25 protein-coding genes, 1 tRNA gene and 2 pseudogenes are annotated in these 25,583 nt (G+C 69.1%); 12 read left to right on the plus strand and 16 right to left on the minus strand.

Translation table 11 applies throughout. The features are described 5' to 3' along the window. Positions 1–107 precede the first annotated feature (107 nt). The 4 genes and pseudogenes from aroH to der form a co-directional block, all read left to right on the plus strand. A complete protein-coding gene (gene aroH / locus ACFWTE_RS01415) occupies positions 108–470 on the plus strand; it encodes a chorismate mutase (RefSeq protein WP_378776982.1) in 363 nt (120 codons plus the stop codon). A 68-nt stretch (positions 471–538) separates the two neighbouring features. Continuing rightward, positions 539–1,756 (plus strand): prephenate dehydrogenase, encoded by a 1,218-nt coding sequence (locus ACFWTE_RS01420; RefSeq protein ID WP_378776780.1) that lies wholly within the window; start codon positions 539–541, stop codon positions 1,754–1,756. Between the two features lie 214 nt (positions 1,757–1,970). Continuing rightward, a complete protein-coding gene (gene cmk / locus ACFWTE_RS01425) occupies positions 1,971–2,687 on the plus strand; it encodes a (d)CMP kinase (protein ID WP_378776782.1) in 717 nt (238 codons plus the stop codon). A 284-nt stretch (positions 2,688–2,971) separates the two neighbouring features. After that, positions 2,972–4,414, plus strand: a pseudogene (der, locus tag ACFWTE_RS01430) (ribosome biogenesis GTPase Der); the annotation flags it as partial. Between the two features lie 152 nt (positions 4,415–4,566). Here the strand turns inward: der and ACFWTE_RS01435 are convergent. Continuing rightward, positions 4,567–6,024 carry an MFS transporter gene (locus ACFWTE_RS01435; RefSeq protein ID WP_378776784.1) on the minus strand — a complete coding sequence of 486 codons (1,458 nt, stop codon included), beginning with the start codon at positions 6,022–6,024 and terminating at the stop codon, positions 4,567–4,569. 135 nt (positions 6,025–6,159) lie between these two features. Between ACFWTE_RS01435 and ACFWTE_RS01440 the strand changes: the two genes are divergently transcribed. Next, a complete protein-coding gene (locus ACFWTE_RS01440) occupies positions 6,160–6,657 on the plus strand; it encodes a DUF523 domain-containing protein (protein ID WP_378776786.1) in 498 nt (165 codons plus the stop codon). Positions 6,658–6,729: 72 nt separating this feature from the next. On the opposite strand, the gene ACFWTE_RS01445 is transcribed toward ACFWTE_RS01440, so the two are convergent. The 4 genes from ACFWTE_RS01445 to ACFWTE_RS01460 form a co-directional block, all read right to left on the minus strand. Next, the gene (locus ACFWTE_RS01445) at positions 6,730–7,293 is read right to left on the minus strand and encodes a dihydrofolate reductase family protein (protein ID WP_378776788.1); all 564 of its coding nucleotides are present in this window, start codon (positions 7,291–7,293) and stop codon (positions 6,730–6,732) included. Between the two features lie 3 nt (positions 7,294–7,296). After that, positions 7,297–8,223: a helix-turn-helix domain-containing protein gene (locus ACFWTE_RS01450; RefSeq protein ID WP_378776790.1), complete on the minus strand. Its 927-nt coding sequence runs from the start codon at positions 8,221–8,223 to the stop codon at positions 7,297–7,299. Positions 8,224–8,346: 123 nt separating this feature from the next. After that, positions 8,347–9,615, minus strand: coding sequence for an MFS transporter (locus ACFWTE_RS01455; protein WP_378776792.1), 1,269 nt, complete (start codon positions 9,613–9,615; stop codon positions 8,347–8,349). A 121-nt stretch (positions 9,616–9,736) separates the two neighbouring features. Then, on the minus strand, positions 9,737–10,333 hold the full coding sequence (locus ACFWTE_RS01460; RefSeq protein ID WP_378776794.1) for a TetR/AcrR family transcriptional regulator: 597 nt from the start codon (positions 10,331–10,333) through the stop codon (positions 9,737–9,739). Between the two features lie 361 nt (positions 10,334–10,694). Here ACFWTE_RS01460 and ACFWTE_RS01465 point away from each other — a divergent pair. Then, positions 10,695–10,768: transfer RNA gene (locus ACFWTE_RS01465), tRNA-Pro, on the plus strand. Between the two features lie 242 nt (positions 10,769–11,010). Here the strand turns inward: ACFWTE_RS01465 and ACFWTE_RS01470 are convergent. The 5 genes and pseudogenes from ACFWTE_RS01470 to ACFWTE_RS01490 all read right to left on the minus strand — a co-directional run bounded on the left by ACFWTE_RS01470 (position 11,011) and on the right by ACFWTE_RS01490 (position 14,905). Next, the gene (locus tag ACFWTE_RS01470; protein ID WP_378776796.1) at positions 11,011–11,469 is read right to left on the minus strand and encodes a carboxymuconolactone decarboxylase family protein; all 459 of its coding nucleotides are present in this window, start codon (positions 11,467–11,469) and stop codon (positions 11,011–11,013) included. After that, a complete protein-coding gene (locus ACFWTE_RS01475; protein WP_378776798.1) occupies positions 11,466–11,864 on the minus strand; it encodes an N-acetyltransferase in 399 nt (132 codons plus the stop codon). The genes ACFWTE_RS01470 and ACFWTE_RS01475 overlap by 4 nt, the downstream gene beginning before the upstream one ends. Before the next feature lie 85 nt (positions 11,865–11,949). Beyond that, positions 11,950–12,707, minus strand: a pseudogene (locus ACFWTE_RS01480) (LLM class flavin-dependent oxidoreductase). Positions 12,708–13,154: 447 nt separating this feature from the next. Then, positions 13,155–13,622, minus strand: coding sequence for a MarR family winged helix-turn-helix transcriptional regulator (locus tag ACFWTE_RS01485; protein ID WP_378776800.1), 468 nt, complete (start codon positions 13,620–13,622; stop codon positions 13,155–13,157). A gap of 296 nt (positions 13,623–13,918) precedes the next feature. Continuing rightward, positions 13,919–14,905 carry a DUF5996 family protein gene (locus ACFWTE_RS01490; protein ID WP_378776802.1) on the minus strand — a complete coding sequence of 329 codons (987 nt, stop codon included), beginning with the start codon at positions 14,903–14,905 and terminating at the stop codon, positions 13,919–13,921. Positions 14,906–15,299: 394 nt separating this feature from the next. On the opposite strand from ACFWTE_RS01490, the gene ACFWTE_RS01495 reads away from it, so the two are divergent. The 3 genes from ACFWTE_RS01495 (at position 15,300) to ACFWTE_RS01505 (ending at position 16,905) form a co-directional block, all read left to right on the plus strand. Then, complete coding sequence (locus ACFWTE_RS01495) at positions 15,300–15,956, plus strand: hydrolase (protein WP_378776804.1); 657 nt, start codon at positions 15,300–15,302, stop codon at positions 15,954–15,956. A 361-nt stretch (positions 15,957–16,317) separates the two neighbouring features. Then, positions 16,318–16,626 (plus strand): GNAT family N-acetyltransferase, encoded by a 309-nt coding sequence (locus tag ACFWTE_RS01500; RefSeq protein WP_378776806.1) that lies wholly within the window; start codon positions 16,318–16,320, stop codon positions 16,624–16,626. A 39-nt stretch (positions 16,627–16,665) separates the two neighbouring features. After that, positions 16,666–16,905, plus strand: a complete 240-nt coding sequence (locus ACFWTE_RS01505; protein WP_378776808.1) for a (4Fe-4S)-binding protein — start codon at positions 16,666–16,668, stop codon at positions 16,903–16,905. Positions 16,906–17,308: 403 nt separating this feature from the next. Here the strand turns inward: ACFWTE_RS01505 and rox are convergent, their stop codons facing one another. Further along, positions 17,309–18,748 (minus strand): rifampin monooxygenase, encoded by a 1,440-nt coding sequence (gene rox, locus ACFWTE_RS01510; protein WP_378776810.1) that lies wholly within the window; start codon positions 18,746–18,748, stop codon positions 17,309–17,311. 536 nt (positions 18,749–19,284) lie between these two features. Continuing rightward, entirely contained in the window at positions 19,285–20,274 is a 990-nt protein-coding gene (locus ACFWTE_RS01515) for a DUF5937 family protein (RefSeq protein WP_378776812.1), read from the minus strand. 73 nt (positions 20,275–20,347) lie between these two features. Between ACFWTE_RS01515 and ACFWTE_RS01520 the strand changes: the two genes are divergently transcribed. Both ACFWTE_RS01520 and ACFWTE_RS01525 read left to right on the plus strand, forming a co-directional pair. Continuing rightward, a complete protein-coding gene (locus ACFWTE_RS01520; protein ID WP_378776814.1) occupies positions 20,348–20,701 on the plus strand; it encodes a YciI family protein in 354 nt (117 codons plus the stop codon). Next, positions 20,694–21,047: a cupin domain-containing protein gene (locus tag ACFWTE_RS01525; RefSeq protein WP_378776816.1), complete on the plus strand. Its 354-nt coding sequence runs from the start codon at positions 20,694–20,696 to the stop codon at positions 21,045–21,047. The genes ACFWTE_RS01520 and ACFWTE_RS01525 overlap by 8 nt, the downstream gene beginning before the upstream one ends. An 82-nt stretch (positions 21,048–21,129) precedes the next feature. Here the strand turns inward: ACFWTE_RS01525 and ACFWTE_RS01530 are convergent, their stop codons facing one another. The 3 genes from ACFWTE_RS01530 to ACFWTE_RS01540 form a co-directional block, all read right to left on the minus strand. Continuing rightward, positions 21,130–21,684, minus strand: a complete 555-nt coding sequence (locus ACFWTE_RS01530; RefSeq protein WP_378776818.1) for a TOPRIM nucleotidyl transferase/hydrolase domain-containing protein — start codon at positions 21,682–21,684, stop codon at positions 21,130–21,132. 130 nt (positions 21,685–21,814) lie between these two features. Beyond that, positions 21,815–22,054, minus strand: coding sequence for a DUF397 domain-containing protein (locus ACFWTE_RS01535; RefSeq protein ID WP_378776820.1), 240 nt, complete (start codon positions 22,052–22,054; stop codon positions 21,815–21,817). Further along, positions 22,051–22,914 carry a helix-turn-helix domain-containing protein gene (locus tag ACFWTE_RS01540; protein WP_378776822.1) on the minus strand — a complete coding sequence of 288 codons (864 nt, stop codon included), beginning with the start codon at positions 22,912–22,914 and terminating at the stop codon, positions 22,051–22,053. Before ACFWTE_RS01540 ends, ACFWTE_RS01535 begins: the two co-directional genes overlap by 4 nt. A 223-nt stretch (positions 22,915–23,137) precedes the next feature. Between ACFWTE_RS01540 and ACFWTE_RS01545 the strand changes: the two genes are divergently transcribed. After that, positions 23,138–23,677 carry an ATP-binding protein gene (locus tag ACFWTE_RS01545; RefSeq protein ID WP_378776824.1) on the plus strand — a complete coding sequence of 180 codons (540 nt, stop codon included), beginning with the start codon at positions 23,138–23,140 and terminating at the stop codon, positions 23,675–23,677. Between the two features lie 625 nt (positions 23,678–24,302). Here ACFWTE_RS01545 and ACFWTE_RS01550 read toward each other — a convergent pair. Beyond that, positions 24,303–25,247: a restriction endonuclease gene (locus ACFWTE_RS01550; protein WP_378776826.1), complete on the minus strand. Its 945-nt coding sequence runs from the start codon at positions 25,245–25,247 to the stop codon at positions 24,303–24,305. Positions 25,248–25,583 lie beyond the last annotated feature (336 nt).

Consider the following 25,583-nt stretch of genomic DNA (forward strand, 5'->3'; position numbering starts at 1 on the left):
GCGGTCGCCGCCCCGGGATCCTTCCGGGCGGCGGCCGCCGTTCCCGTTCCGGGAGCGGACCGGTGAACGACGACTACGACGACTACGACGACAAGGCGGGATCGAACGTGGCGGTACGGGCCATCCGCGGTGCGGTGCAGGTAGACGCGGACGAACGCGAGCAGGTGCTGGAGGCCACGGCCGAGCTGGTCGCGGAGGTGATGCGGCGCAACGCCCTGGAGACCGACGACGTGATCAGTGTGCTCTTCACCGCCACCCCCGATCTGACGAGCGAGTTCCCGGCTCTGGCGGCGCGCAAGACCGGCTTCACCGACGTGCCGCTCATGTGCGCGACCGAGATCTCCGTCCCGCACGCCCTGCCGCGTGTGGTGCGGCTCATGGCGCACGTGGAGACGGACCGGCCGCGCGCCGAGTTGCAGCACGTGTACCTGCGCGGTGCCCAGGCGCTGCGGTTGGACATCGCGCAGTAGGTGGCGTTCCGGTTCCCCTGCCAGGTCGTAGGCTTGGGTGACCAGTACACACCGGAGGCGGGGGAGAAGTGGGTAACACCAGCGGCACGGCCGGGGGCGGGGAGCACCGGCAGGCGGTACGCCGGGTCACGGTGATCGGGACCGGGCTGATCGGTACGTCCATCGCCCTCGCCCTGAGGGCCCGCGGCGTCGACGTCACGCTCTCGGACCCGGACCCCGCGTCTTTGCGGCTGGCCTGCGACCTGGGCGCCGGGAGGCCCCTGGAGGAGTCCTCGGACCCCTCGGCGGCACCCGCCGACGTCGCGGTCGTCGCGGCCCCGCCCGCGGTCGTCCCCGCGGTGCTGCGCCGCGCCCAGGACCGGGGGCTGGCCCACGTGTACACGGACGTGGCGAGCGTGAAGGCGAGCGTTCTCGCCGAGGCCGAGCGGCTGGGCTGTGACATGGCCACGTTCGTTCCGGGGCACCCGATGGGCGGCCGGGAGAAGCAGGGGCCGGGTGCGGCCCGCGCCGACCTGTTCCTGGGGCGTTCGTGGGCGCTGTGCCCCACGGGCAAGGCCGGCCCGGAGACCGTCGCGGCGGTGTCGGAGATCGCGCGCCTGTGCGGCGCGGATCCGCTGGTTCTGGACGCCGGGGCCCACGACCGCGCTGTGGCGCTGGTCTCGCACGTCCCGCACGTGGCGTCGTCGGCGGTGGCCGCGCGGCTGGTGTCCGGCGACGCCGCCGCCCTGACCCTGGCGGGGCAGGGCGTGCGGGACGTCACCCGGGTGGCGGGCGGCGACCCCGCCATGTGGACGGAGATCCTCACGCACAACGCGGCCCCGGTCGCGGATGTGCTGGACGCTGTGGCCGCCGACCTCGCCGCGACCGCCGACGCCCTGCGCGGGGTGGCTGCGGGGGCGGGCACGGGTGTGCTGCCCGGGGGCGCCGAGCCGGTGCCGGGCACGGTGGAGGCGGGCGGGCCGTTCGCCGGAGCGGAGGCTCTCGCGCCGGTGCGCGACCTCCTGGACCGGGGCAGGGCGGGGCACGGGCGCATACCCGGCAAGCACGGCACGGTGCGGCTGCCCGAGTACACGGTGATCCCGGTGGTGATCCCCGACGAACCCGGGACGCTGGGCCGCCTGTTCGCCTCCTCCGCCGCCGCGGGGGTCAACATCGAGGACGTGCGTATCGAGCACACCCCCGGGCTGCCGCTGGGTGTGGCTGAGCTGCACGTGCTGCCCGAGGCCGTGGACACGTTCGTGCGGGCGCTCGCCGCCGACGGGTGGTCGGTCCACCCCGGAACCTGACACCCGCACCGGAGCTGTCGAGGGCCGTCCCCGCGGCGCCGTGTGCGGGCGTGCAGGCCGCGGCCCGGTGGCGGGGGAGCCCCGAGGTCCCCGGCGCCGCCGGTGCCGGCCGGGCGCGGACGGTCCGAACCAGCCGATTCCAGTCAAGAGCAGCCCGCGGCCACGGGTACGCTGGGGCGTCGGTACAAGTGAACGTCACCAGGAGTCAACGGTAGTGAGCGCGCAGGACAACACCGAGGGCATCGTCATCGCGATCGACGGTCCCTCCGGGTCGGGCAAGTCGAGCACCTCCCGGGGTGTGGCCAAGGCGCGGGACCTGCGTTACCTCGACACCGGCGCGATGTACCGTGCGCTGACCTGGTGGATGCTCGACAACGGTGTGGACGTCGACGACGCCGCGGCGGTCGCCGCCGCCGTCGAGCGTCCCGTGATCACCATGGGCACCGACCCCGACGCCCCCACGGTCTCGGTGGACGGCCGCGACGTGGCCGCCGAGATCCGCGGCAAGGACGTCACGGGCAGCGTCAGCGCGGTCTCGGCCGTGCCCGAGGCCCGTGAGCTGCTGGTGCGCACACAGCGCGAGGTCATCGCCGCCGCGAGGGCCGAGAGCGCGGGTATCGTGGTCGAGGGCCGCGACATCACGACCGTGGTCGCCCCCGACGCCCCGGTCAAGCTGTTCCTGACCGCGAGCCCGGAGGCCCGCGCCCAGCGGCGCAGCAAGGAGGTCCGCAGCAGCGACGTCGCCGCCACCCAGGCCGACCTGGCCCGGCGCGACAAGCTGGACTCCAATCGGGCCCACTCGCCGCTGACGCAGACCGCCGACGCCACCGAGCTCGACACCACCGGGCTGACCCTGGACGAGGTCGTCGCCCTCGTCGTCAAGCTGGCCGACGAGGTCCGCGACCGCCGGGCGGCTTCGTCCCAGGAGTGATCCGGTGCGCCGGGGCGGCCCCGGTCGCGGGGTCGGTCCCCCTCGCCGGGGGCGGACCGGGCGTGCCGGTCGGAGTGCCGGCCCGCTGACACCGGCCTTCCAGGCCGAGAACACACCCCTTCGGGGGAACACACGGACATCCACGGGGGTTCCTCCCCCGTGGCCAGTACGCGGGCGCCGTCGGCGCCCGCGCGGACCCGACAGGCCCCGGGACACCGGGGCGGGTCGACCATTCGCATCCTCGCGTCACGCATCCTGGGCGCGCGGGGACCCAGAACCGGGAGCAGTACATGAGTGACTTCGACATCTCCGACGTCGGCTACGAGGGGTTGGACAGCGCGGAATCCGCGGCCGTCCCCGTGGTGGCCGTGGTCGGACGCCCCAACGTGGGCAAGTCCAGCCTGGTCAACCGCATCATCGGCCGCCGTGAGGCCGTGGTGGAGGACGTGCCGGGTGTGACGCGTGACCGGGTGGCCTACGACGCCGAGTGGCAGAACGCCAAGTTCACGCTCGTCGACACCGGCGGCTGGGAGACCAGCGTCAGCGGGTTGGCCGCCATGGTGGCCCGCCAGGCGGAGTACGCCGCGCAGACCGCCGACGTGATCCTGTTCGTCGTGGACGCCACGGTGGGCGTCACCGACGCCGACGCCGCCGTCACCCGGGTGCTGCGCGCCACGAAGCGCCCCGTGATCCTGGCCGCCAACAAGGTCGACGGCAACATGCAGGAGGCCGACGCGCTCGCCCTGTGGCAGCTGGGCGTCGACCAGCCGTACCCGATCAGCGCGCTGCACGGACGCGGCACCGGTGACCTGCTGGACGCGGTCGTGGAGGCGTTCCCCGAGCAGCCCGTCGGCGACGCCGAGGACGAGGGCGAGGACGGTCCGTCGCGCATCGCCCTGCTCGGACGCCCCAACGTGGGTAAGTCCAGCCTGCTCAACCGTCTCGCGGGCGAGGACCGCGTGGTCGTGGACTCCGTGGCGGGCACGACCCGTGACGCGGTCGACGAGCTGATCGACCTCGGCGGCAAGACGTGGAAGTTCATCGACACCGCCGGTATCCGCCGCCGGTTCCGCGCCCTCCAGGGCGCCGACTACTACGCCACGATGCGCACGGGCACGGCCCTGGAGCGGGCCGAGATCGCCGTGGTCCTGATGGACGTCAGCGAGCCGCTCGCCGAGCAGGACATCCGCGTCGTGGAGCAGGTCGTGGAGGCCGGGCGCGGCCTGGTCCTGGCGTTCAACAAGTGGGACATCCTCGACGAGGAGCGCCGGAACTACCTGGAGAAGGAGATCGACCGCCAGCTGGCGCGCGTCTCCTGGGCGCCGCGCGTGAACGTCTCGGCCAAGACCGGCCGTCACATGGAACGGCTCGTTCCGGCGATCGAGACGAGCCTGGCGGGCTGGAACCAGCGCATCTCGACCGGTCAGCTGAACAACTGGCTCAAGGACCTCGTGGCCGCGACCCCGCCGCCGGTGCGCGGCGGCAAGCAGCCCAAAATCCTGTTCGCGACGCAGGCGGGTTCGCGTCCGCCGCACTTCGTCCTCTTCACCACCGGGTTCCTGGAGGACAACTACCGCCGCTTCATCGAGCGCCGCCTGCGGGAGGACTTCGGGTTCGACGGGTCCCCGGTGCACATCAGCATGCGCATCCGTGAGAAGAAGGGCGCCGTTCCGGGCCGCGCCTCCAAGGGCAGCATGCGCCCGGACCGCAAGCACCGGCGCCGCTAGCGGCGCCGGGCGCGGCTCCACCGGTCACGTCCGGGGCGCGCCGCACCGTCGACACACAGGGGGAGCCTCCCGTCGGGGGCTCCCCCCGTCGTTTGTGCGGTGTGCGCGTGCGGGGCGTGAGCCGCGGGGTGCGCGTCCCCGGGCCGGGGCGGTCAGGAGCCGGAGGGCAGCCTGCGCACGTTGCTGGGCGGTACGAACCCTCCCGAGTCCCGGCTCCTCCTGGGATAGGGCGGGCGGGAGCCCTCCCGTTGGGTGCTGCGGTACGAGGCCTCCATGGCGGGTGCGCCCGGCAGCGGCCGGTTCGCGCTCTCGCGCATGTGCCACACCACCACGAGCCCCACCACGCCCGCGATCATCAGCAGCCAGGCCGGTGAGTACAGGTTCCCGGTGGACTGCACGAGCGATTCGGCGATGAGCGGGGTGGTGCCGCCGAACAGCGCCACCGACACGTTGAAGCTGATGGCCAGGGCGCCGTAGCGCACCTTCGTGGGGAAGAACGCCGGCAGGGCGGCCGGGGCGGCACCGGAGAAGTGCACCAGGGTCACCGCGAGCACCACCATGCCCAGGGCGACGGTCCACACACTGGCCTGTTGCAGCAGCCAGAACGCGGGCAGTGCCAGCACGATCGAGGCGATGCTTCCGGAGAGGAGGACGGGTCTGCGCCCCACCCGGTCGCTGAGGCGCCCGAACTGGGTGACCGCGAGCAGCATCAGCACCATGGCGGCCAGGGTCATCACCAGCGCGAGCGTGGAGCTGTAGCCGAGTTCGGACTCCATGTAGGTGGGCATGTACGCCGTCACCATGTAGTTGTTGACGTTGAAGACCATCACGAGTCCCAGGCACAGGAGGATGTTGCGCCACTGGCCCAGGACCGTCTCCCGGAGCTGGCCCTTGCGGCGCACGCCTTCGGCGTCCTTGGCGAAGCCGTCGGTGTTCTGGTCGAAGACCGGGGTCTCCTCCAGCTTGACCCGCAGGTAGAGGCCGATGGCGCCCAGTGGGAGGGCGAGCATGAACGGGACGCGCCAGCCCCAGGCGAGCATGCCCTCCGAACCCAGCGCCAGGGTCATCACGGTGACGATGGTGGCACCGCCGACGTAGCCGCTGACCGTGCCGAACTCCAGCCAGGAGGTCAGGAACCCCCGGCGCCGGTCGGGTGCGTACTCGGCGATGAAGGTGGTGGCGCCGCCGTACTCGCCGCCGGTGGAGAACCCCTGGAGCATGCGGGCGACCAGTAGTAGGACCGGGGCGGTGACACCGATCGTCGCGGCCGACGGGATGAGCCCGATGGAGAACGTGCTCACCGCCATGAGCAGCATCGTGACGGCGAGGACGCGCTTGCGGCCGACCCGGTCGCCCAGGGGGCCGAAGAACAGGCCGCCGAGGGGGCGGACCAGGAAGGCGGCGGCGAACGTGGTGAAGGTGGCGATGAGCTGCACGCCCCCGGACTGGGACGGGTAGAACACCAGGCCGATGGTGACGGCGAGGTAGCTGTAGACGCCGAAGTCGTACCACTCCGTCGCGTTGCCGATCGCGGCGGCGGTGACGGCCTTCCTGGTCGCCCTGTGGTCCGTCTCCAGGGTCTGCTGACCCTGCGGTTGTGAGTCGCTCACGTCTCCCCCTCGGTGGGATCACCCAAGTGTCACCCAAAGCATTAAGTTAATCACTTTGTGTAATCAGCTGAGGTGGTTCGGTCGTGTCGCTCCGGCGGTAGCGTGGCAGCGCGGGGGAGCGGAGAGAGGGAGTCCATGCGCAAGGTACTGGTCAGCGCCTGCCTGATGGGGCGCAGGGTGCGCTACGACGGGCGCGCCAAGACGATCGGGGACGCCGTGGTCGCCCGATGGCGGCAGGAGGGGCGGCTCGTGGTGCACTGCCCGGAGATCGCGGGCGGCCTGCCCGTGCCCCGGCCGCCCGCCGAGATCGAGCCCGGTGCGACCGCGGCCGACGTGCTCGCCGGACGGGCGCGCATCCTCACCCCCGAGGGTGCGGACGTGACCGACCACTTCGTGCGCGGCGCCCGAGCGGCGCTCGCCACCGCACAGGGGAACGGGGTGGAGGTGGCGGTCCTCAAGGAGTCCAGCCCCTCCTGCGGGTCGCGCCAGGTGTACGACGGGACCTTCGGCGGGCACAAGCTGGCGGGCGCAGGGGTGACGGCCCAGCTGCTGGGGGACCACGGCGTCGCGGTCTTCAACGAGGACGGGGTCGCCGAGGCGGCCGACTACCTGGCCGCCGCCGAACGCGCCTGAACGCACGCAGGGGGCCCGGGGACGGCCGTCCGCGCGGCGCACGCCGTCGGCCGTCCACCAGGCCCCGGGGAGCTACGAGGGCTTGACCACCTCGTAACGCAGGCAGGCGAAGGCGCCCGCGAGCTTGGCCTCCAGGGGGCGCAGCCGCACCCGCCCGTCCAGCAGCGGGGCGCCCCCGCCCAGACTCACCGGGGCGATGGACACGACGACCTCGTCGAGCAGGCCGAGCCGGGCCAGGTCCGCGGCGAGGCGGCCCCCGCCGACCACCCACACGTCGCGCCCGTCGGCGGCCTCGACCATGTCCGCGTGCAGGGACCGGAGCTCCTGGTCGGTGTCGGCACTGGCGAAGCGCAGGTCCCCGTCACGGCGGGGCAGCTCGCGGTGGGTGAGCACCCAGGCGGGGACCCGGTAGGGCCAGGGCTCGTCGCCCTCGTGCCGGTGGATCCACTCGTAGGTGGTCGCGCCCATCACGATGGCGCCCGCGTTGTTGATGAACTCCTCGGTCTCGTCGAGGGCCTCACTGCCCTCCGACCCCGGTTCGGCCCCCTCCACCGCGAACAGCCAGTCCAGGGAGTTGTCCTGGTCGGCGATGAAACCGTCCAGGCTCGTCGCGGTGTTGTAGATCGTGCGAGTCATGTCCTACCTTCCGTGGTTGTGCCGGTTCTGGAGCCACTCGATCGGGTCGCCGTGGTCCACCTCCACACCCGCGGAGCGCAGCATCTGCCGGACGAGCTGCCTGCGGTGCGCGGAGAACGTGAGGACGTGGGCCAGGACGCTGCCGATGACGAAGCTCTCCGGCGGGTCGCACAGGGCGTCCACCAGGCGGTCGCCCCAGGCCCTGCGGCGCCCGATGTCGTTGACGGCCGCGATCCACCGGGCCGCGGAGTCCTCGTGCCGTGCCAGGAGCGCCGCCGGGTCGTCCGCGCCGCGTTCGGGCTGGTCGCCCGCCTCGATCGAGGCGAGCCACACCTCCTTCGCCCGGACCAGGTGTTCGAGGACGGCCGCGATCGACTCCTCGGGGCCGTCCCACTCCAGGACGGTCCGCCCGGGGTCGCGCACCTTCCGGTACACCCCGTCGGGGAGCGTCGCGGCGAGGCGGAGCAGGTGGGCGGTGTCGTCGACGTCGTGGTGGATCTGGAGGGCGAGGACGTCCATACCGGTGTCCTTCTTCGGGTTCTCCTCGACCCACAGGTGGATCGGGGGGTGGAAGTGGATGCCGTTCGGTGCGGGCAGCCACGTGGTGCTGCCGGGCGTGGTGGCGCCGGGCGGGTGCCCGTACGCGCGTCCGAAGGCGCGGATGAACCCCTCGACGGACTGGTAGCCGGCGGCGAACGCCGCGTCGGTCACGCTGCTGCCCTGGCCGATCTGCCAGGCGGCGCGCTCCAGCAGGACCCTGCGGCGCAGGGCGACGGGGGGCTCACCGGTGTCGCGGGTCATGCGGCGGGTGAAGTGGAACGGGGAGGTGAAAGCGTGCCCCGCCATGTCGGTGAGGCGGGAGTTCTCCTCGTCCAGGACGGCGTCGAGCAGTTCCCGGAGTCGGTCCCGTCCAGAGGTGGGCTCGGTCATGTGACCAGTATGTTCGCGGCGCCCCCGTGTCCGCCTGACCGATCTTGCCCACCCGGGGCGGTCGGCCTCCGTGTCGGAGGAGGGTGCCGGCCCGGGGTCGGGAGGCCGGCACCCGGTCCGGGGTCAGGCGCCGGCGGAGTGGCCGGCCCGGTTCTGCTTCTCCGGCCCCGATCCCGGTTCGGCGGGTCCGGCCGGAGGGTCGGCTGCCGCTGCAGGGTCGGCCGGCACCGGGACGTCGGTGGCCTCGTGCCCGACGCGGCGCGCCCTGAGAGCCGGCGGAACCATCGCCAGCAGGGCGAGCAGCGCCAACCCGAGGCCGATCCACAGCGGCGCGCGCAGGCCGAAGGCGTCGATGCCCATGCCGCCTGTCCATGAACCGAGCACGACACCCATGGTGATGAATGAGGAGTGCACGGTGTTGACCAGGGCGCGGGCGTTGCCCGCGCGCTGGACCCGGGTGATCATCGCCGGGTTCAGGGTGATGCCGACCAGGCCGATGCCCGCCATCGCCAGCAGCGCGGGCACCGGCAGGTCGGCGAACAGGGCGAAGACGGTGAGGAAGACCGCGTTGAGCAGCAGCCCGGTGACGATGACGGTGATGGTGTGCGACATGGCCAGGCGGCCGACCACGATGTTGCCGACCACCGTCGCCGCACCGTAGCCGAGCAGCAGCAGCGGCACGATGTCGCGGGAGAAGCCCGTGATGTCGGTGAGGATCGGCGTGAAGTAGGAGAAGGCAGCGAAGGTGGCGCCGATGATGAGCGTGGAGGTACCCATGACGGCCCACAGCCGGGGGCTGCGGAACACCGCCATCTCCGAGCGCAGCTCCCCGGCCTCGTCGGACTTCTCCAGCCGTGGCAGGGCGAGCATGGTGGCCACGGCGACGATCACGGTCAGGACGCCGACGAAGGCGAAGGCGGCCCGCCAACCGAACTGGCCTCCGATGAGGGCGGACAGGGGCAGCCCGAGCAGTGTTCCCACCATGAGGCCCTGGAGGGCCGCCCCGGTGGCACGGCCGCGCAGGTGCGGGGCGGTGACCTGGGCGACGGCGGACAGGGCGACGCCGAAGAACGCTCCGGACGCGGCCCCGGTGACGACGCGGGCGATGAGCATGGGCCAGTAGGAGGTGGACAGGGCGGCCAGGGTGTTGCCCACGAAGAAGATGACGAACAGCACCAGGAGGGCGTGGTCGGTGCGCAGCCGCAGCACCGCCAGGGTGGCCAGCGGTCCTCCGAGCGCCATCGCCAGCGCGAACGCGGTGATGAGGTAGCCGACCTGGGGGACGGTGGCCCCCAGATCCTCGGACATCTGCGGCATGAGTCCACCGACGAGGAGCTCGCTGGTGACCATGGCGAAGATGCCGAGTGCCATGAGGTAGACGGACTTTGGCATCGAATTTCCTCCTTTTCAGTTTTGAACTGATCAGACCAAAATCAGGGCGTGCGGGGATGCGCGCACGCCGACGCGGAGCAGGGCGCCGACGCGCGCCCGTGGTCGGGTCGCCGTCAGCCGGTCAGGGCGTCAGCGCGGCGAGTCCGGTCGACACGATGCCGTCCAGTGCTCCGCGTCCGGCCCCCGACTGGGCCGCGATCCTCATCCCGTAGATGAGCGAGGTCACGTACCAGGCCAGGTCGCCGGGGTCGCGGTCGGCGGCGATGGAGCCGTCGAGCTGGCCGTCCATGACGGCCAGACGCAGGGAGGACAGGCGTTTTTGCAGGTCGGCCTCGACCACCAGGGCGATGTCCTTGTTGCGCGAGGCGATCGTCGTGATGGTGTTGACGGTGAAGCATCCTGATCCGTGGCCGCTCTTCTGGTTGGCCGTCTCGTCGTCGACGATCACGGTGAGCAGCGAGCGGATGCGCTCCAGTCCGCTGCTTCCCTGGGCGTCGAGGACGGTTCCCTGGCGTGCGGTCATGGTGTTGACGTAGTACGAGAGCGCCCGTCGGAACAGGTGTTCCTTGGAGTGGAAGGTGTTGTAGAGGCTGCTGCGGGTCAGTCCGGTGGCCTGGCAGAGGTCGGCCGTGGACGTTCCGTCGAATCCCTTGGACCAGAACTCGTGACAGGCCTTCTGAACCACCCGCTCCTCGTCGAACTGGCGTGGTCTTCCCATGGAACGACGGTACCATTTTTTGGATTGATCGACACAAAACTTGAGGGGAACGGAGAGGGCTGCCGACCCCCAGGTCGCGGACCGGACCAGGAGGACGTGCCCTCCTGCGGCGCGGAGTCGGGCCCGTCCGACGCCCGATGCGCTGTGGTCCGACCTGGAGGCCGAGGGGCTCGTCGCGCCCTGTACGGGGGCTGAGCAGGGCTGCTCCCAGCACCGATCGGCATGGAACCGGTCCGGCCGGGTGCGTTTCGGAGCGGTCCGGCACGGGGCCTCGCGGGCGGAAACGGCGGTGCGAGTGCCCCGGCGGATGCGGTAGAGTCTTCCCCGTTGGCAGCGCCGGAGACGGTGCCTGCCGCACGGCCGGGACGTAGCGCAGTTTGGTAGCGCACTTGACTGGGGGTCAAGGGGTCGTGGGTTCAAATCCCGCCGTCCCGACAGAGAAGTAGCAGGTCACAGAGGGGCTCGTCGTCAGACGGGCCCTTTTCTGCGTCTCCGGTGGGGTCGGGGCGGGGTTGAACCGGGGCGGTGCGGGTTGTCAGCCCACGTCGTGGGGGACGGCGTCCAGGGCCTTCGTGCCTTCCGAAATCCTCCCGGTGGGCGGTGGGAGGGGGCGTCTCCCAACGCCGTGGCGTCCTGGCCGGGCTGTGGGCCGCCACGGCGGTGGCAACCACCTCCTTCTACGGTCTGAGTACCGGGTGGCCGCTGGCGATCGAGATGCGGTTGAACGCATTGATGAGAGTGGTCGTCCACTCCACCACGGAGATCTGGGCGGTGGTCAGATGGGCCGCCGCACGAGCGTTGACGGCTTGTCGGTCGATCGTCGGATCGATCACCGTCAAAGACTCCGCCAGTTCGAGCGCGGCCCTTTGCTCATCGGTGAACGACGCGACCTCGCGCCAGGCCGACAGCACATCCAGAGTGCCCTGCGCCACTCCTGCCTTGCGCGCCTTGGGGAAGTGGATACTCAGGCAGGTCGAACATCCGTTGATCTGGGACACCCGGATTTTGATCAGCTCGATGGTGTCCTCGCCCAGACCCGCCTCTTGCGCCGCGGACCGGGAGGCCGCGGCCGCCTGGAGCATCGCCCCGTAGACCTTGGGGTGCTCCTTGTCGATGTAGGGACGCTCCGCGCTCATGCGTCACCCTTGCCCTTGACCGTCCCCTCGACCAGGGCGAGGTCGGCCGGCCTCGGTCGACGGAACCGTCCGCCCTCGGCCGTGTACTCGTCGCCGTGCTTGTGCAGGTGCCTGGCGAAGAGCGGGCACACGGGGACGACGGTGAGGTTCCTGCGGATGCTGTCGGCCAGTGCCTCACCGACTAGAAGTCCGGCCAGTCCCCGGCCGCCGAGCTCCGGTGCGACCTCGGTGTGGAAGAAGACGCGCTCGCCGGGTACCCGGGGCGGGTCGATGAAGTCCGCGCGTCCGGCGAGGGTGCCGTCGTCCAGACTCACGGCGTAGGCGCTGATGGCGCGTGTCTCGTCCAGCGCGAAGTGTACGACGGCGCCGGTTCTGTCGGTCCGTGGCTCGCCCATGGCAGACCTCTCTGGTGGGGATGGTGTTCGGCTCGGTCGGTGGCGGACACGGCGGCAACCTGCCGCGCGAGTTCGTCCTCGCGCCTCAGCCCGTCGCTGTCGCGGAGGCGTCCCCGGCGGCGCGGGCGGCGAGCAGTGAGGCATGCGTGGGCGCCCCGGGCACGTGGTCCGGCCGGTTCTTGGCGAATTCCTTCCGCAGGACCGGCAGGACCTCCTCGCCGAGGATGTCGAGCTGCTCCAGCACGGTCTTCAGGGGGACCCCGGCGCCGTCGACGTTGAACAGCTGGCGCTGGTAGTCGCCGAAGTTCTCGCGGAAGGTGAGGGTCTTGTCGATGACTTGCTGGGGGCTGCCGACGGCCAGCGGGGTCTCGTCCATGTACTGCTCCAGGGAGGGTCCGCCGCCCATCAGGGGGGAGTGGTCGAAGTAGGGACGAAACTCCCGTACGGCGTCCTGGGATCTGGGCCGCATGAAGATGTGGCCGCCGACGCCGACGACAGCCTGTTCGGGGGTGCCGTGGCCGTAGTGGGCGTAGCGCTTGCGGTAGAGGCCGATCAGCTTCTGGAAGTGTTTCTTGGGCCAGAAGATGTTGTTGGCGAAGAAGCCGTCTCCGTGGACAGGATGATCCGCTCGGTGCGCGCCGCGATCCAGCCGAGCATGGTGGTCGGGGACGAGGGCACGAACGGCCGGTTGTGGTGCTCGCCGGTGGCGAACACGTCCAGCCCGATCTCCTCGGCCTTGCGCGCGATGGCGACCATCGCCTTGATCCGCTCGTGCTCGGTCGGCGTCCGACCGGTGACGGGGTCCTGTGTCATGTCACCGACGGTGAAGATCCCGAACTGCATCGCACCCACCTCCGTGTGGTCGCTGTGTCAACTGGCGTGGCGAACGCGATGTCGGGTGTGGTCGCCTCCTGTCGCGACATCGCAGCCGTTCGGTTGATTGATCAACAAAACTACTGGAAAGTTTATGTTGATGCATCAACAAACACTGTAGCCGCTGTCCGACGATCTCAGCTCTGGAGGATGTGGAGGACGCGGGTTCGCGCGACTGGATCGACGCCGTCCAGCCGCAGGGCTCTCTGTCGCTGGTCAGCTTGGTGTGTGCCTACCCCGGTCTCGCGCGCCTCCTGCGCTCGGCACTGGGGCTGCTCGCATGCGAAACCGCCGTACCACGGCCTGCTTCGGTGTCGATCATCCCCGCCGTAGACCACCGCCCGACGCGTCAAGAGTGAGGAGCGACTCCTCGCAGGCCCCGAGCTTGCCCCCCGGGAAGAACCCCGTATCGCCCGTTCAGTCCGGCTGCTTCTCCATGTGGTCCGAGACGCGCTGGGAGAGCCGGGCGAAGGTGCTGAGCTGGTTCGGGGTCAGGGCGTCGATGAACAGGCGGCGAACGTGCTCGACGTGCAGGGGCGCAGCGTCTTCGATCGCCTTGTAGCCGGCCGGTGTGGCGACGATGAACGCTCCGCGAGCGTCGTCGGGACATTCCTCCCTGGCCACGAGCCCACGCTTGGCCATCCGCCTGACCTGGTGGGACATCCGGCTCTTCTCCCAGTTCACGAGGTTGGCCAGCTCCAGGAAGCGCATCTTGCCGTCACTCGCCTCGGTGAGATTGGCGAGCACGATGTAGTCGGAGGCGGACATCCCGGAATTGGCCTGGAGGAGACGGGACAGCCGCCCGATGAGCGTCTCCTGCATGTGGATGAAGCCGTCCCAAGCGGCCTTCTCCTCCGCCTCCAGCCAGCGTAGCGTCTCGTTCATGGGCGCAGTGTAACGAAGAAGTTGACATCTCATCCACTTGAGCTGCGGCAACGGAGGTGTGGCCCTCTGCGGGTCGATGCACGTCGTACTCCGGCCACGGCGGTTCGGGGCCCGCCCTGGTTCAGGGGCCGCAAGTCCGCGGTGATCCTGCCGCCGGTCGACGGTGAACAGTGTTCTCCGTCCCCCGCGGACCGCAGGTGCCGCCCCTCCTCCGGGGGCGGCACCGCGGAGCAACCCGCGTTGCCGTCCTTCGTCTCACTTGCGAACCGAACTTGCGGGAACGTGAGCGGGACCTGTCAGCGGGGGCCGGCAGTCCGGCCCGGTCGAACACCGTCGTTTCCTCGGGACGCAGGGGTTCCGTGCCACCGGAAGGGGTCGTCCTCCAGCGCGGGGCGGTCCCAGTGCCCGCGGTCCGCGGCGGCTTCGTAGGTGGTGCGGAGGAACTCGGCGACCGCGCGGTCGGGGTCGGGTGCGGCGCGGGCGGCCTCGTACGGCAGCAGGAACTGCTGGAACTCGGTGCTGTAGTACGCGCCTTCGGGGCCGACCGGCTGATCGGCGAACCCGTCGGGTCCGGGGTAGGCGTAGGAGTAGAAGGCGCCTTCCTCGCCACCGCCGGGCCAGAAGCCGCAGCTGGACAGTTCCCGGGAGTAGCCCTCGACCATGACCCAGTCCCCGCAGTTGGGTGCCCCGCCCGGGTGGGGCGGAGCCGACCGCCCGGAGAAGCGGGTACAGGCCAGATCCATCGCTCCCCAGAAGAAGTGCACCGGGCTGACCTTGCCGACGAAGTGTGACCGGAACTCGCCGATCACCCGGTTGGCCTGCAGGAGCTGGCGCCAGAACAGGGTGGCCGCCTCGCCGTCGTAGGAGGCGTGCTCGTGGTCCTCGGCGAAGGGGATCGCCGGCTCGACCTCGTTGGGGTGCGGCCGGATCGGTGCCTCGATCCCGAGCTGGTCGAGCATGTCCAGGACACGGGTGTAGAACTCGGCGACCGGCATCGGCCGCAGCGGGAGGCTCCGCGTGCCGCCGTCACTGCTGCGGACTTCGAGCTGGTGGCCGACGAAGTCGAACTCGATCTCGAAGGCCCCCGTGCGGTACGGGATGGCCGAAGTCGTCAACCCGCGCGGGCTGACGTAGAGGGTCACCTGCCACCAGTGGTTGACCAGCGGAGCGTGGGCCATGCGGATCTTGCCCACGATCTGGGTCCACATGTGCAGGGTGTCGCGGGTGGGGGTCCAGTCCGAGACCCGCAGGCTCGGCCAGTTCGTCGTTGACGGGCTGGTCATCGGTTCTCATTTCCTTGGCTGTGCCGCCGGAGGGCGGGGGCGGTCGTGTTCTGCGGACGGGTGCCTCGACCCCTCGTCTCTCCCGGAGCGAAGCGGGCCGTGGTTTCGTCGGTCCCTGCCGCACCCTCACGACGACCGACGGCGTCCGTATGAGCGGTGCCTCGCATCCCCTGGGGGAGCGAGCCCCCCGATGGTAGTTGATCTATCACCGGAAAGGTAGGTGATGGATCAACTTGATGGACGGGATTCTGCCTCCAGGGGGCCGATGGTGGCGCCTGGACCCCAACTGGTTGACATATCATCCAAGGGTGCTAATTTAGGTGACGCATCATCTAAATCGGCGGTGTCCTGACCGAGCCCCCAGTACACGAAGACCTTGAGAGGAACCCCCCCTGTGAGCACCGAAGCCAAGAACGGACTTGAGGCGCTGCTGACGCCCGAGGAGAGCGTCGTCGTCCTGATCGACCACCAGCCGTTTCAGTTCACCAACCTGAACAGCCACGAGCCGTCGATGGTCGTCAACAACGCCGTCGGCCTCGCCAAGGCCGCCAAGGTGTTCGACGTTCCGACCATCCTGACGACGGTGCTGGAGGAGCGCGGCGGCTACCTCATCCAGGCACTGCAGGACGTGTTCCCGGAGCAGAAGCCCATCGACCGTACGTTCATCAACACCTGGGAGGACCAGCGTGTCGTCGACGCCGTCAAGGCCACCGGCAGGAAGAAGCTGATCATCGCCGGTCTGTGGACGGAGATCTGTGTGGCCATGCCGGCGATTCAGGCGGCGGGCGAGGGCTTCGAGGTCTTCGTCGTCACCGACGCGTCGGGTGGTATCTCGGTGGAGGCCCACGACATGGCCGTGCGACGCATGGTCCAGGCCGGCGTGGTGCCGATCACCTGGCTGGCCGTGGCGGCGGAGTGGCAGCGTGACTGGGCCCGCGAGAAGACCATGCAGGGCATGGTCGAGGTTCAGACGCAGCACGCCGGCGCCACCGGTGTCGCCTTCGCATGGGAGACACAGCTGCTGGGCAGCCGCGCCAAGAACAGCGTCTGACATGACCGCGGAACGGGCCCTGGTCCGCATCGGGTAGGGCGAGTGGTCGCAGCCGCGGGTCCTGCAGGCCCGGTTCCAGGGAATTTCCGGCCATGAGGCCGAGCGGCTCCGGAACGGGTCGCGGCGGATCGCGGTGTCACCACCGGAATCGTCTTCCGGAGAGCTCGTCTTTTCCGTGCGCGGAGGCTCTGGCCACCGGGCGGCGAGGCCGGCCGCGGCCATCAGGGCGGGCCGTCGGGTTGTCCGGCGGCCCGCCCTGCCCTGCTACGGCGGTACTGCCGGTGTGCCGTGTGAATATGTTGATGCATCACCTTTATGGGGTCGGCGTGACGCCCGGCCGACCGATCGAGGAGGAGACCATATGGCAGTCGAAGTGAGCGATGCGCCCGAGGCCAAGCGCTATGAGGCCCGCGTCGACGGAGAATCCGAGGTCGCGGGCATCGCGGGATACATCCGCACGGCGGAACTCGTCGCGTTCGTGCACACCGAGGTCGCGCCGGAGTACGAGGGAAGGGGGGTCGGGTCCGCGCTGGCCCGCACCGCCCTCGACGAGGCGCGGTCCGCGAACCTGCGGGTGCTCGCGACCTGCCCCTTCTTCGCGGGCTGGATCGCCCGTCATCCCGAGTACCAGGACCTGCTGTACCAGTCCCGGAGCAGGGTCAGTGACTGAACGGTGGGACACGGCGGTTGCGGAGGCCGGGAGGCCGGTATGAACGACGGATCCGGGAAGAAGACGTATGAGGGGCAGTCGGTCACGGTCACCTTCGAGGCCGGGCGCTGTCGGCACGCAGCCGAATGCGTCCAGGGCCTGCCCGAGGTGTTCGACACGGCCCGGCGCCCGTGGATCCGGCCGGACGGTGCCACTGCCGATCGGCTGGTCGAAGTGGTGCGGCGTTGCCCTTCGGGTGCGCTGCAGTACCGACTCGCCGACGGCGAAACGGGGCCCTGAACGACCCGCACAGATCGCGCGCGGTGAGATCGGACGGCTGACCTCACGCGGTGAACTGAGCGTGGACACGCCACAAGGGCCCGCGCGCGAGACCGGGGTCGTGCTGACGCTGAGGGCCCACTCCACCGGCGCACGCTGGTCAGGGCTCGTCGTTGCCCAGCCGCACGACCACGACGAGGTGAACCACGCCGGCGAGTTGCGGTGGCTGCGCCCCGTCCTTGTTGCGGGGACGACGTGCACCGACGCGGGACGGCGCTCTCCCACTGGCCCGGGGTGAGTGAGCTGTTCGCTCTCATGGGACTGCTCCCTGGTCGATGGGACTGGATTTCCAGTCCAACTTCCAGGGAGCAGTCCAAAAGACGGGGCCCTTCGGCCGTTGCCGGTGGGGGCGGTGGCCGTCGGCTCAGTCCGAGGCGGCGCCGAACCACCTCGATAGCGGGCCGGCCAGCTCCTGCTGGTCCTCGCCGACCCACACCACGTGCCCGTCCGGCCTCAGCAGCACGGCGGGTACGTCCGGTTCCCCGCCGGTGTCCGCGACGTGGTCGACGCGGTCGGCCCAGCCCCGGACAGAGAGCTGCCCGGTCCGGTCCAGGAGCAGCCCCCGGCCCCCGTGCATCAGCTCGTAGAGGCGACCGCCCCGGCCCAGCTCCACGTCGCGCATCCGCCTGCCGAGCAGCTCGTGCCCCTCGCCGAAGTCGTAGCGGACGTCGACCGCGGTGATCATGCCGGTCACGTACCGGTTGACCTCCTCGAAGTCCATCAGCCGCGAGAACAGCCACCGCAGTGCCACCGCACCCGGGTCGGCGCCCAGCATCGTGATCTGCGCGCGGGTGTTGTCCAGCACGCGGGCGCCGACCGGGTGCCTCTCCTCGTGGTAGCTGTCCAACAGTCCCTGCGGCGCCCAGTCCCCGACCGAGGCGGCCAATTTCCAGCCGAGGTTGAACGCGTCCTGCACACCCAGGTTGAGCCCCTGCCCGCCGGTGGGCGGGTGGATGTGCGCCGCGTCCCCGGCCAGCAGCACCCGGCCCGCCCGGTAGCGCTCGGCCTGGCGGGTGGCGTCGCCGAAGCGGGACAGCCAGCGCGGCGAGTGCACGCCGAAGTCGGTGCCCGCGAAGGCCCGCAGCTGCTGCCTGAACTCCTCCAGGGTCGGTGCGGCCGTGCGGTCCTCGGCCACACCGTCGGCGGGCACGATGACGCGGTGCACCCCCTCGCCCTCCTCACCTGCCGGGGCGAGGCCGAACCGCAGCTGGGTCCGGTGGACCTTCGCGACGGCGGCGGCGATCACCTCCGGATCCGCGGTCACCTCCATGGCGCCCAGCAGCGTCTCGACCGTGGCGGGCTCGCCGGGGAAGCCGATCCCGACCAGTTTGCGCACCGCGCTGTGCCCGCCGTCGCACCCCACGAGGTAGCGCGAGCGCAGGCGGGTGCCGTCCGCCAGTTCGACGTCCACCCCGTCCCCGTCCTGGTCCAGGCCGACCACCTCGCAGCCGCGCCGCATCCGCGTGCCCAATTCGAGGGCGCGCTCCTCCAGCAGCCGCTCGGTGACCGGCTGCGGGGTGGCGAGACCGTACGGGTGGGCCGTGTCCAACCGCTCCGGCCACGGCTTGGTGACGCCCCCGAAGAGACCGCCGATCCGGAACTTCTCGCTGACCGCGAGGAACCGGTCCAGCAGACCGCGCTGGTCCATCACCTCGACGCTGCGCGCGTGCAGGCCCTGCCCGCGGGAGTGCCCGGTCGGCTCGGTCAGCTTCTCCAGCACGAGCGTGTCAACGCCGTGCAGCCGCAGCTCGCCGGCCAGCATCAGGCCGGTCGGCCCACCGCCGACCACGATCACGTCGATCATGAATGCCCCTGTCCCTCGTCATGGCGTCCCGGCCGCCCGCACCTCCTGGGGAGTGCCCTCGTCCGAGCGCCTTCCCCTGCCGGTACGGCGTCCGCACGAGCCCCGCCCGACCTGCGACGGCACACGCGTGTCGTGGTTCCCGGAACTGTGTGCTCGGGCCACGAGCGATGATTCTGGGGCACGACCCGGGTCTTGCCGCAAGCCCCCCGGTACGCTATACGTTGAGAGTGGAAGGACGTATTTTTCCTCCCTCCCGCCGGTCCGAGACGGACGGGTGACCCTCTCACGAACCTGAGACGCGGAGCCCCCTCCGACCACGTGGGCTCCCTTCAAACCCCCTGTTTCCTAGGGCGTGAGGCCAGGCGCGCCGCCGACACGAGCGCGACGAGGCCGCCGAGCACCCAGCGACGACCGCGACCAGGGCCTGGGCCGTCAGCAGGGCGACCACGAGCAGGACCGCCCCAGCCCCGAGACCGGTCAGCCCCTGCGCGTTCCGGAGGAGGGGGCGGATCGGTGCGGGGCGCCCCCCGAGCGGGTCAGACGCCCGCTCCGAGGAGGGCCTCGCCCAGCGGCGTGCGGGCGTGCAGCATCCGCGTCCCGTCGCGCCGGCTGTGGACCAGCTGGGCCCTTCTCAAAATCGTCAGGTGGTGTGACGCCGTGGACACGGCTGTCGCACACGCGTCGGCGACCTCCGAGGTCGACCGGGGCCCGTCCAAGGACAGCAGGGCGCGGGCGCGCCCCGAACCGAGCAGTTCCACCAGGGCCTCCTCGACCGCCGAGCGCTCCTGCGTCCACGAGGCCGAGAGCCCGAGCACGGGGTAGAACAGTGTCGGCTGCGCGGGTGGTTCGGTGAGCACGGAGCAGCGCGGCGTGCTCATGACGGAGGGCACGAGCACCACACCGCTCCCCTCGCAGTCGACTTCCTCTTTGTGCTTGCGCATCTCGACCTCGATGGCGTCGCGGTGCCATGCGACGGACCCGTGGAGGGAACCGACCATCGCGGCGACCCCGTTCACGGCCACACGGCGTACACGCAGGTCGATGTCGGCGGTGATGAGCCGCCGGATCTGCGCCCAGTGGGGGGCCAGCAGTGACTCCCAGACCGCCTCCCAGGCGTCGGCCACCTGGGATCGGGTCCTCTCCGGGTGGGCGAACATGTCGGCGACGACCTGGTACCGGGGGCCGTCCGAACGGGCGAGCACCTTCGTGAGGTCCGCTCGCACGGACGCGGCCGGAACCCGGCGCAGCCGTTCGACCTCGTCGGCCGGGGTCATGTCCCACGACGGGGTCGAGGTGAGGAAGTCGGGGAAGTAGCCGTCCGGGCCGATCACCGTGCGCAGTACACCGAACGGACCGCGTGGCAGAGCCGACCGCACCGAGCGCAGCCACCCCCACTGGAGAGGGTGGTCCGGCGGGTTCTGGAGCACACGGACCGCGTGGCACAGCTCGTGGCCGGGGGAGATACCGAACCTGATGGAGGAGATGTCCGAGGCTCCGATCCGGAACCGGACCAGGTTTCGACCCATATCGAAAGAGTAGAGGCGCCGGGGGCCGCTCCACCAGAGTGGAGGCATCAGGACAGGCCCTCCAGGAGGAACCGTGAAGTTCGCTCTTCTGTACCACTACGACCCGCACACCGCCGGCCCCGTCGAGGAGGAGGTCGCCGACTGGATGACCTTCGACGCCCAGGTCCGCGAGGCCGGGCTCCTCGTCGACGAGGCGGGTTTCCACGTTCGCGACAAGGCCCTCACGGTCAGCGTCCGCGACGGGGAGAGCACCGTCACCGAGGGCGCGCCGACGTCGGGTCCGATGCTCGCCGGCTACTACCTCCTCGACGTCGCCGACATGGCCGCGGCGCTCCAGTGGGCGGCGCGCATCCCGACCGCCGCCTACGGCTCCGTCGAGGTGCGGCCGATCGTCGACGTCGAGTTCGAGGGTGGGAACGATGAGTGACGTGAGGACACCGGCGGTCGTGCCCGCTGCGGAGCTGCTGCTCGGCGACTCCAGGACCCTGCGGTTCGAGGGACGCCTGCACGGCTCGGGCATCTCCTTCTTCCTGGTGGACAACGACCCCGGCCAGGGGCCCGGTCTGCACCGGCACCCGTACACCGAGACGTGGACGGTCCTGGAGGGGGAGGCGACCATCACCATGGGGGACGAGCAGGTCGTCGCGAGAACGGGTGACACCGCTGTGGTCCAGCCCCACGTGTGGCACGGGTTCAGGAACACCGGTACCGGACGGCTGCGCCTCATGTGCGTGCACGCCTCGGACACGATGATTCAGGAGCGGCGGGACTGAACCGCCTCCCCGGGCTCGGCGGCGGTGCGGTGCCACCCGCGCCGCCGCATGCCATGCCGGACCCCACCGAGGAGTCGGGAGGTCAGCGGCGGTCCAGGACCCCGTCGAGGGGCCGTGGAACCCGTTCCGGGTCCAGGGCCTGGACCAGCGCCCGCGCGTACCGGCTCTTGCGGCCACTGAGGGTGCCCATGAACCGGCACAGCTGCCGGTCGACGGGGCGCTCGCGCTGGGCGGGCTGGTTCTGGAACGTGCGGAACGCCCGGAGGTCGCCCAGGGTCTCCAACACGGACTCCACCCCGGGGACACCGAGGGCGCGGATCAACTCGTCCTCCAGGTCGGCGTCGCACACGTGAAAGCCCTGCGCCTCCAGGTCCGAGCCGAGCCCGGCCCGTTCGAGGGCGCGCAGGAAGTAGCCCCGCTCCGCGACGTCGCACAGGCCGGAGAGGTGGAGGCCGAGCCCGCCCGGACCAAGCCGTTCCACGAACCGTCCGATGTTCGTCGCACCTCCGAGCGGCATCACGACGGTGCGCTCGGCGACCAGGTCGCGGCCCCGGCGCAGCGCGAGCGTCTCCAGGGCGACGCGGTCGCTGTCCCCCTCCACGAGGATCACCGCGCGGACCCGCTCCAGGTCTGACACCCGGCACACTCTACGGCTGGAGTGGGCCCGCACCGTGTCGGTGGTGGGGTCGCAGCCGGAGCCGCTGGAGACACGTGTGCCCGGCCTGTCCTCCTTTGGGAGGGGGCCGGGCACACGTGGTGTCCGTCGGCTACCGGGAAAGCGCGGCGCTGAGGAATCCGGTCCACTCGGTGGTGGGGAAGGGGAGGTGCCCGGCGCCGGGGTGCTTGGAGTCGCGAATGGCCGCGCCGCAGGGCAGGTCAGCGACCTCTACGCACTCGGCATCGTTTCCGGCGTGACGGGTTTTGCGGAGGTCGGTGGGGATGGGGGCTACCTCAACACAGTTGACATCTTGAGCGCTGTAGCTGCTCTTGCGAAACTCCAGGATCATCCTTGTCCACCCTCTATTGACGCCTTGGCATTAGCGATGCTCTGCATAGACGCGGTCGACGATAGTGCGATGCCCTGAACATTGCTGAATGCCATGTTGTAGCGCTTGATGTCGCTTTCCTGCTCAAGATACAGGCCGTCTGCTGCTGTGCTGACATAGACGATCGTAGGATCCCTGGGCTCGGGGAAGTCAAGGATGGTGAAAGCGCCTGCCATGCCCAGGTGAGCCCCGCTGCTGAACGGGAGCACCTGGATGTCGATGTTGTGCCGCAGGGCTAAATGTTCCAAGTACGCCAATTGTTCTGCCATGGTCTGGCTGCTGCCCACGACGCGACGCAGGACAGCCTCATCGATGACCGCTGTCATGTGAGGGGCATCGACTCGGGAGAGGATCTGCTGGCGTGCGAGACGTGCTTCTACTTGCCTGGGGATGCTCTGGTCATCAGTAGCTCGGCCTCCCTTGAAGATCTCCTCGGCGTAGTCAGGGGTTTGGAACAGGCCTGGCACGACTTGGGCTTCGTACGTACGTACAGCGGATGCTTCCGCCTCGAAGTCGGGAAGTGCGTGTTCACTGAAGACGTCCTTGTAGCGGGACCACCACCCCTTCTCTTTGGACTCACGTGATAGCTGGTGCAGTACGGCGCGGCTTTCTTCGGCAAGGTTGTACAGGTCTGCCAGGGCGTCAAGATCGCGAGCGCGAGTTCTCCGGGATTCCGCGGTCTCGATCTTGCCGATGGTCGCCCGGGGCACACCGGAGCGCTTGGCTACCTCGTCGAGGGTCAGGCCGCGCTCTTCGCGCAGGCGCCGCAGCTCGAAGCCGAGGCGCCTGCGACGGATACTGGGGCTGTAGGGCCGTTGCATGGGATCAGCCTAACAAAACCGAGTGCGAATCTCAGCAAGGAGCTTGACAACTGAGATTCGCAGTTTCAGTATGGGGGTGTAGTCAGTGACCAATGAATCACGGAGGGTTCATGTCGGTCAGGCTACGCCCTGCCCGTTCCGCGCATCACGTCAACCGTGAACCTCTCCAACGGGCGTCTTTCACCCCTGTTCGTGCTCTGCCATGCCAAGGAGTGTGTTCGTCATGCCCTCGCTCGCCCCCATGCCCGCCTTGGGTGAGGCTGTGGTCCCGTTGTCCAGCTTCATCCAGCCGGTCCACCGCCACTATTTCTCCGGTTACCCCGAGCGACCCAACTACCGCCGGCGCCGCTACGACTTCGCTGGAACTCCCGCCCTGATGCCGCTGGTTCGTGCGTTTCTCGACACCTGCTCGGCGGCGAGGTCCGCTGACTACCGGTACCTGTTCACCCTGCTCGGCAGTGAACTCGCAAACAACTCCGTCTGTCACAGCCTCTCCGGCCAGCCCGGGGGTAGCTACACCCTTCTTGTCCACCGTCACCGGGAAGGTCTGCATCTGACCTGTCGGGACCGGGGCGGCCTGCGCAAGAGGGACACCCACCTGAATCCCGACCCCAACGGCCTGGACCTGGACGCCGAGTCCGGTCGAGGGTTGGTCATGGTGGACGCCTTCGCCTCCAAGTGGGGTGACAACGGGCGTGCCGAATACCGCAGCGTGTGGTTCTACCTGGCTTACGACCTCACAGGCAGTGCCTGGAACAACTAAACGTGGGCAACAGCGAACCAAGCATGTCACGCCGCAGACGTGAAACGGGCCCAGGAAGTGCGCCAACACTCCCCGGGCCCCTGATCCAAAACCCAACACAGCTCTATGTAGAAAGCCAGGATCGATGACGCATCCTATCCCCGACCCGCGACCCCCCGTCGACCCGCGCTACGCTCCCCTCCCGCTGCCTTGGCGGCACCCGCTCCCAGGCCCTGTGTGCCCGATGTGTGATCACCCCTCCTGCCGTCACCGCCGCGCCCAGCGCTTGCCCCGCTTGGGCGGTCACCGCGCTGAGTTCACGCGTGAGCACGCCCGGGTGGCTGCCATTCAGGCCCATTACCGGAACCTGGTGCTTTGGTATGGGGAGTCCACTATGTCCTACTGGGTGGCCGGACCTACGGGGATGGTGGAAGCTCCCACGTGGAACGACTTGCTCGCATACCTGTGGGCCAGTGGCCGTATCCGGAGCAACGCTTGCTGATCGCGTGCCTCCTCGGCCGCCTGCCTTCCCACCCGATTGTGTGCGGTTTTGGGGCGGCGGGCGGCCCAGCTAGGAGTGTTATGAGGGATTATGTATACCAAAAATTCTGGCGAGGCTGGTAGTGGGAAAATTTTCTTGCTGGAATTAATAAGGATTGCTGGATTGAAGAGAAATGCCCTCATTGCTGGTGTGAAATGAATCATCGTCTTGCCAAATTATTGTGTACCCCTGGCTGTGGGCCAGATCGATCAGGTCAGGTCTAGGCTTGGAGGGTACGAGAATGGCGCAGTCTGGTTTTTCCATGAGTCTGCTGTAGTCGGCAAGTTGGCCGATGGCCATCCTTATGTTTTCTCGGGTCACACTCCCCTTTGCTTCTATGAGCAAGTTTATTTCTTCAACGTACAGGTCAGTGAACAGGGGTCGGCTTTCGCCGCTGGGAAGAAGTTGCTGTCGAATCGCGGTGCGCCCATGGGTGTGGAGGTATTCACTAAAATTGATAACCAGCTTGGCTTCTGTGCGATCTGCCGAGTAAACCTTTTTGTTTTGATTGACAAAAAACTTCTCCACCTCCTGTTTTTCGAGAGGAATCTTTTTGACGGGCTCATGGGTGGCTGCCAGGAGGGCTAGCGGACCTTGAGGGGGGAGTGGGTCCGTGTCTATGGGGTGCAGGTGGAAGACAAAAACCTTGCGCAGCGGCCCTTTGTCTGTCTCGGGAGAGTCTGTCTCATGCCAGGGGTTAGCCTCGTCGAGAATAAACTCACCCTTGTAAGTGACTTTATCGCGAGCTCCTTGGAATACGCGAAGTGCTCGCCCCTCCTTGACGTGATTAAGGATGCTGGCGTTTCCTTTGATCATGCGTTGGTCGCCGTATTTGCCCTCGCCGGTGTAATGAAAGCAGCCATCAGGCATCCATTCATCGCGGTAGCCGTGCTGCTCGCCCGAAGCGGGATCGGTAAAGATGATGACGTTTTTGCTCTTCGTGCAAGGGCTAATTCCGCTTTGTCTGCTTCCTCCATAGTAGTCATGGAGGTCTTTTCTTTTGATGGAATCCCCGGGCTTAAGTTTCCATTCGGGAGTGCTGTCTGTCATGGGGGCTCCTGGGGGTGAGGTTGGTCTGGTGCTTTTGTATAGGATCCCACGTATGTCTGTGATGTCTATTTTTGGAGAAGAAGTTAGGCGCGTGGCATGGGCTGCGTTGATGTGCCCCTGAACCACAGGCGAGGAGGCCCCCTCAATGAGCTGCAAAGATGCAGGTGGCGCCTCCGTAAAAGACCGATACTTGCCTGAGCGGAGCGGGATGGATCGACTCTCACCCGTGTTCCGTGACCTTGCCCAAGGTTGCCTACGGTGATTGGTGCGCACGGATAAGTGTTCGAGTGAGTCTGTGCCGAACCGGCATGAACCACGCTTCTTCGGTGTTTCCTT

Origin of the sequence: Nocardiopsis sp. NPDC058631, assembly GCF_042716955.1 — a bacterium.
Classification (GTDB): Bacteria; Actinomycetota; Actinomycetes; order Streptosporangiales; family Streptosporangiaceae; genus Nocardiopsis.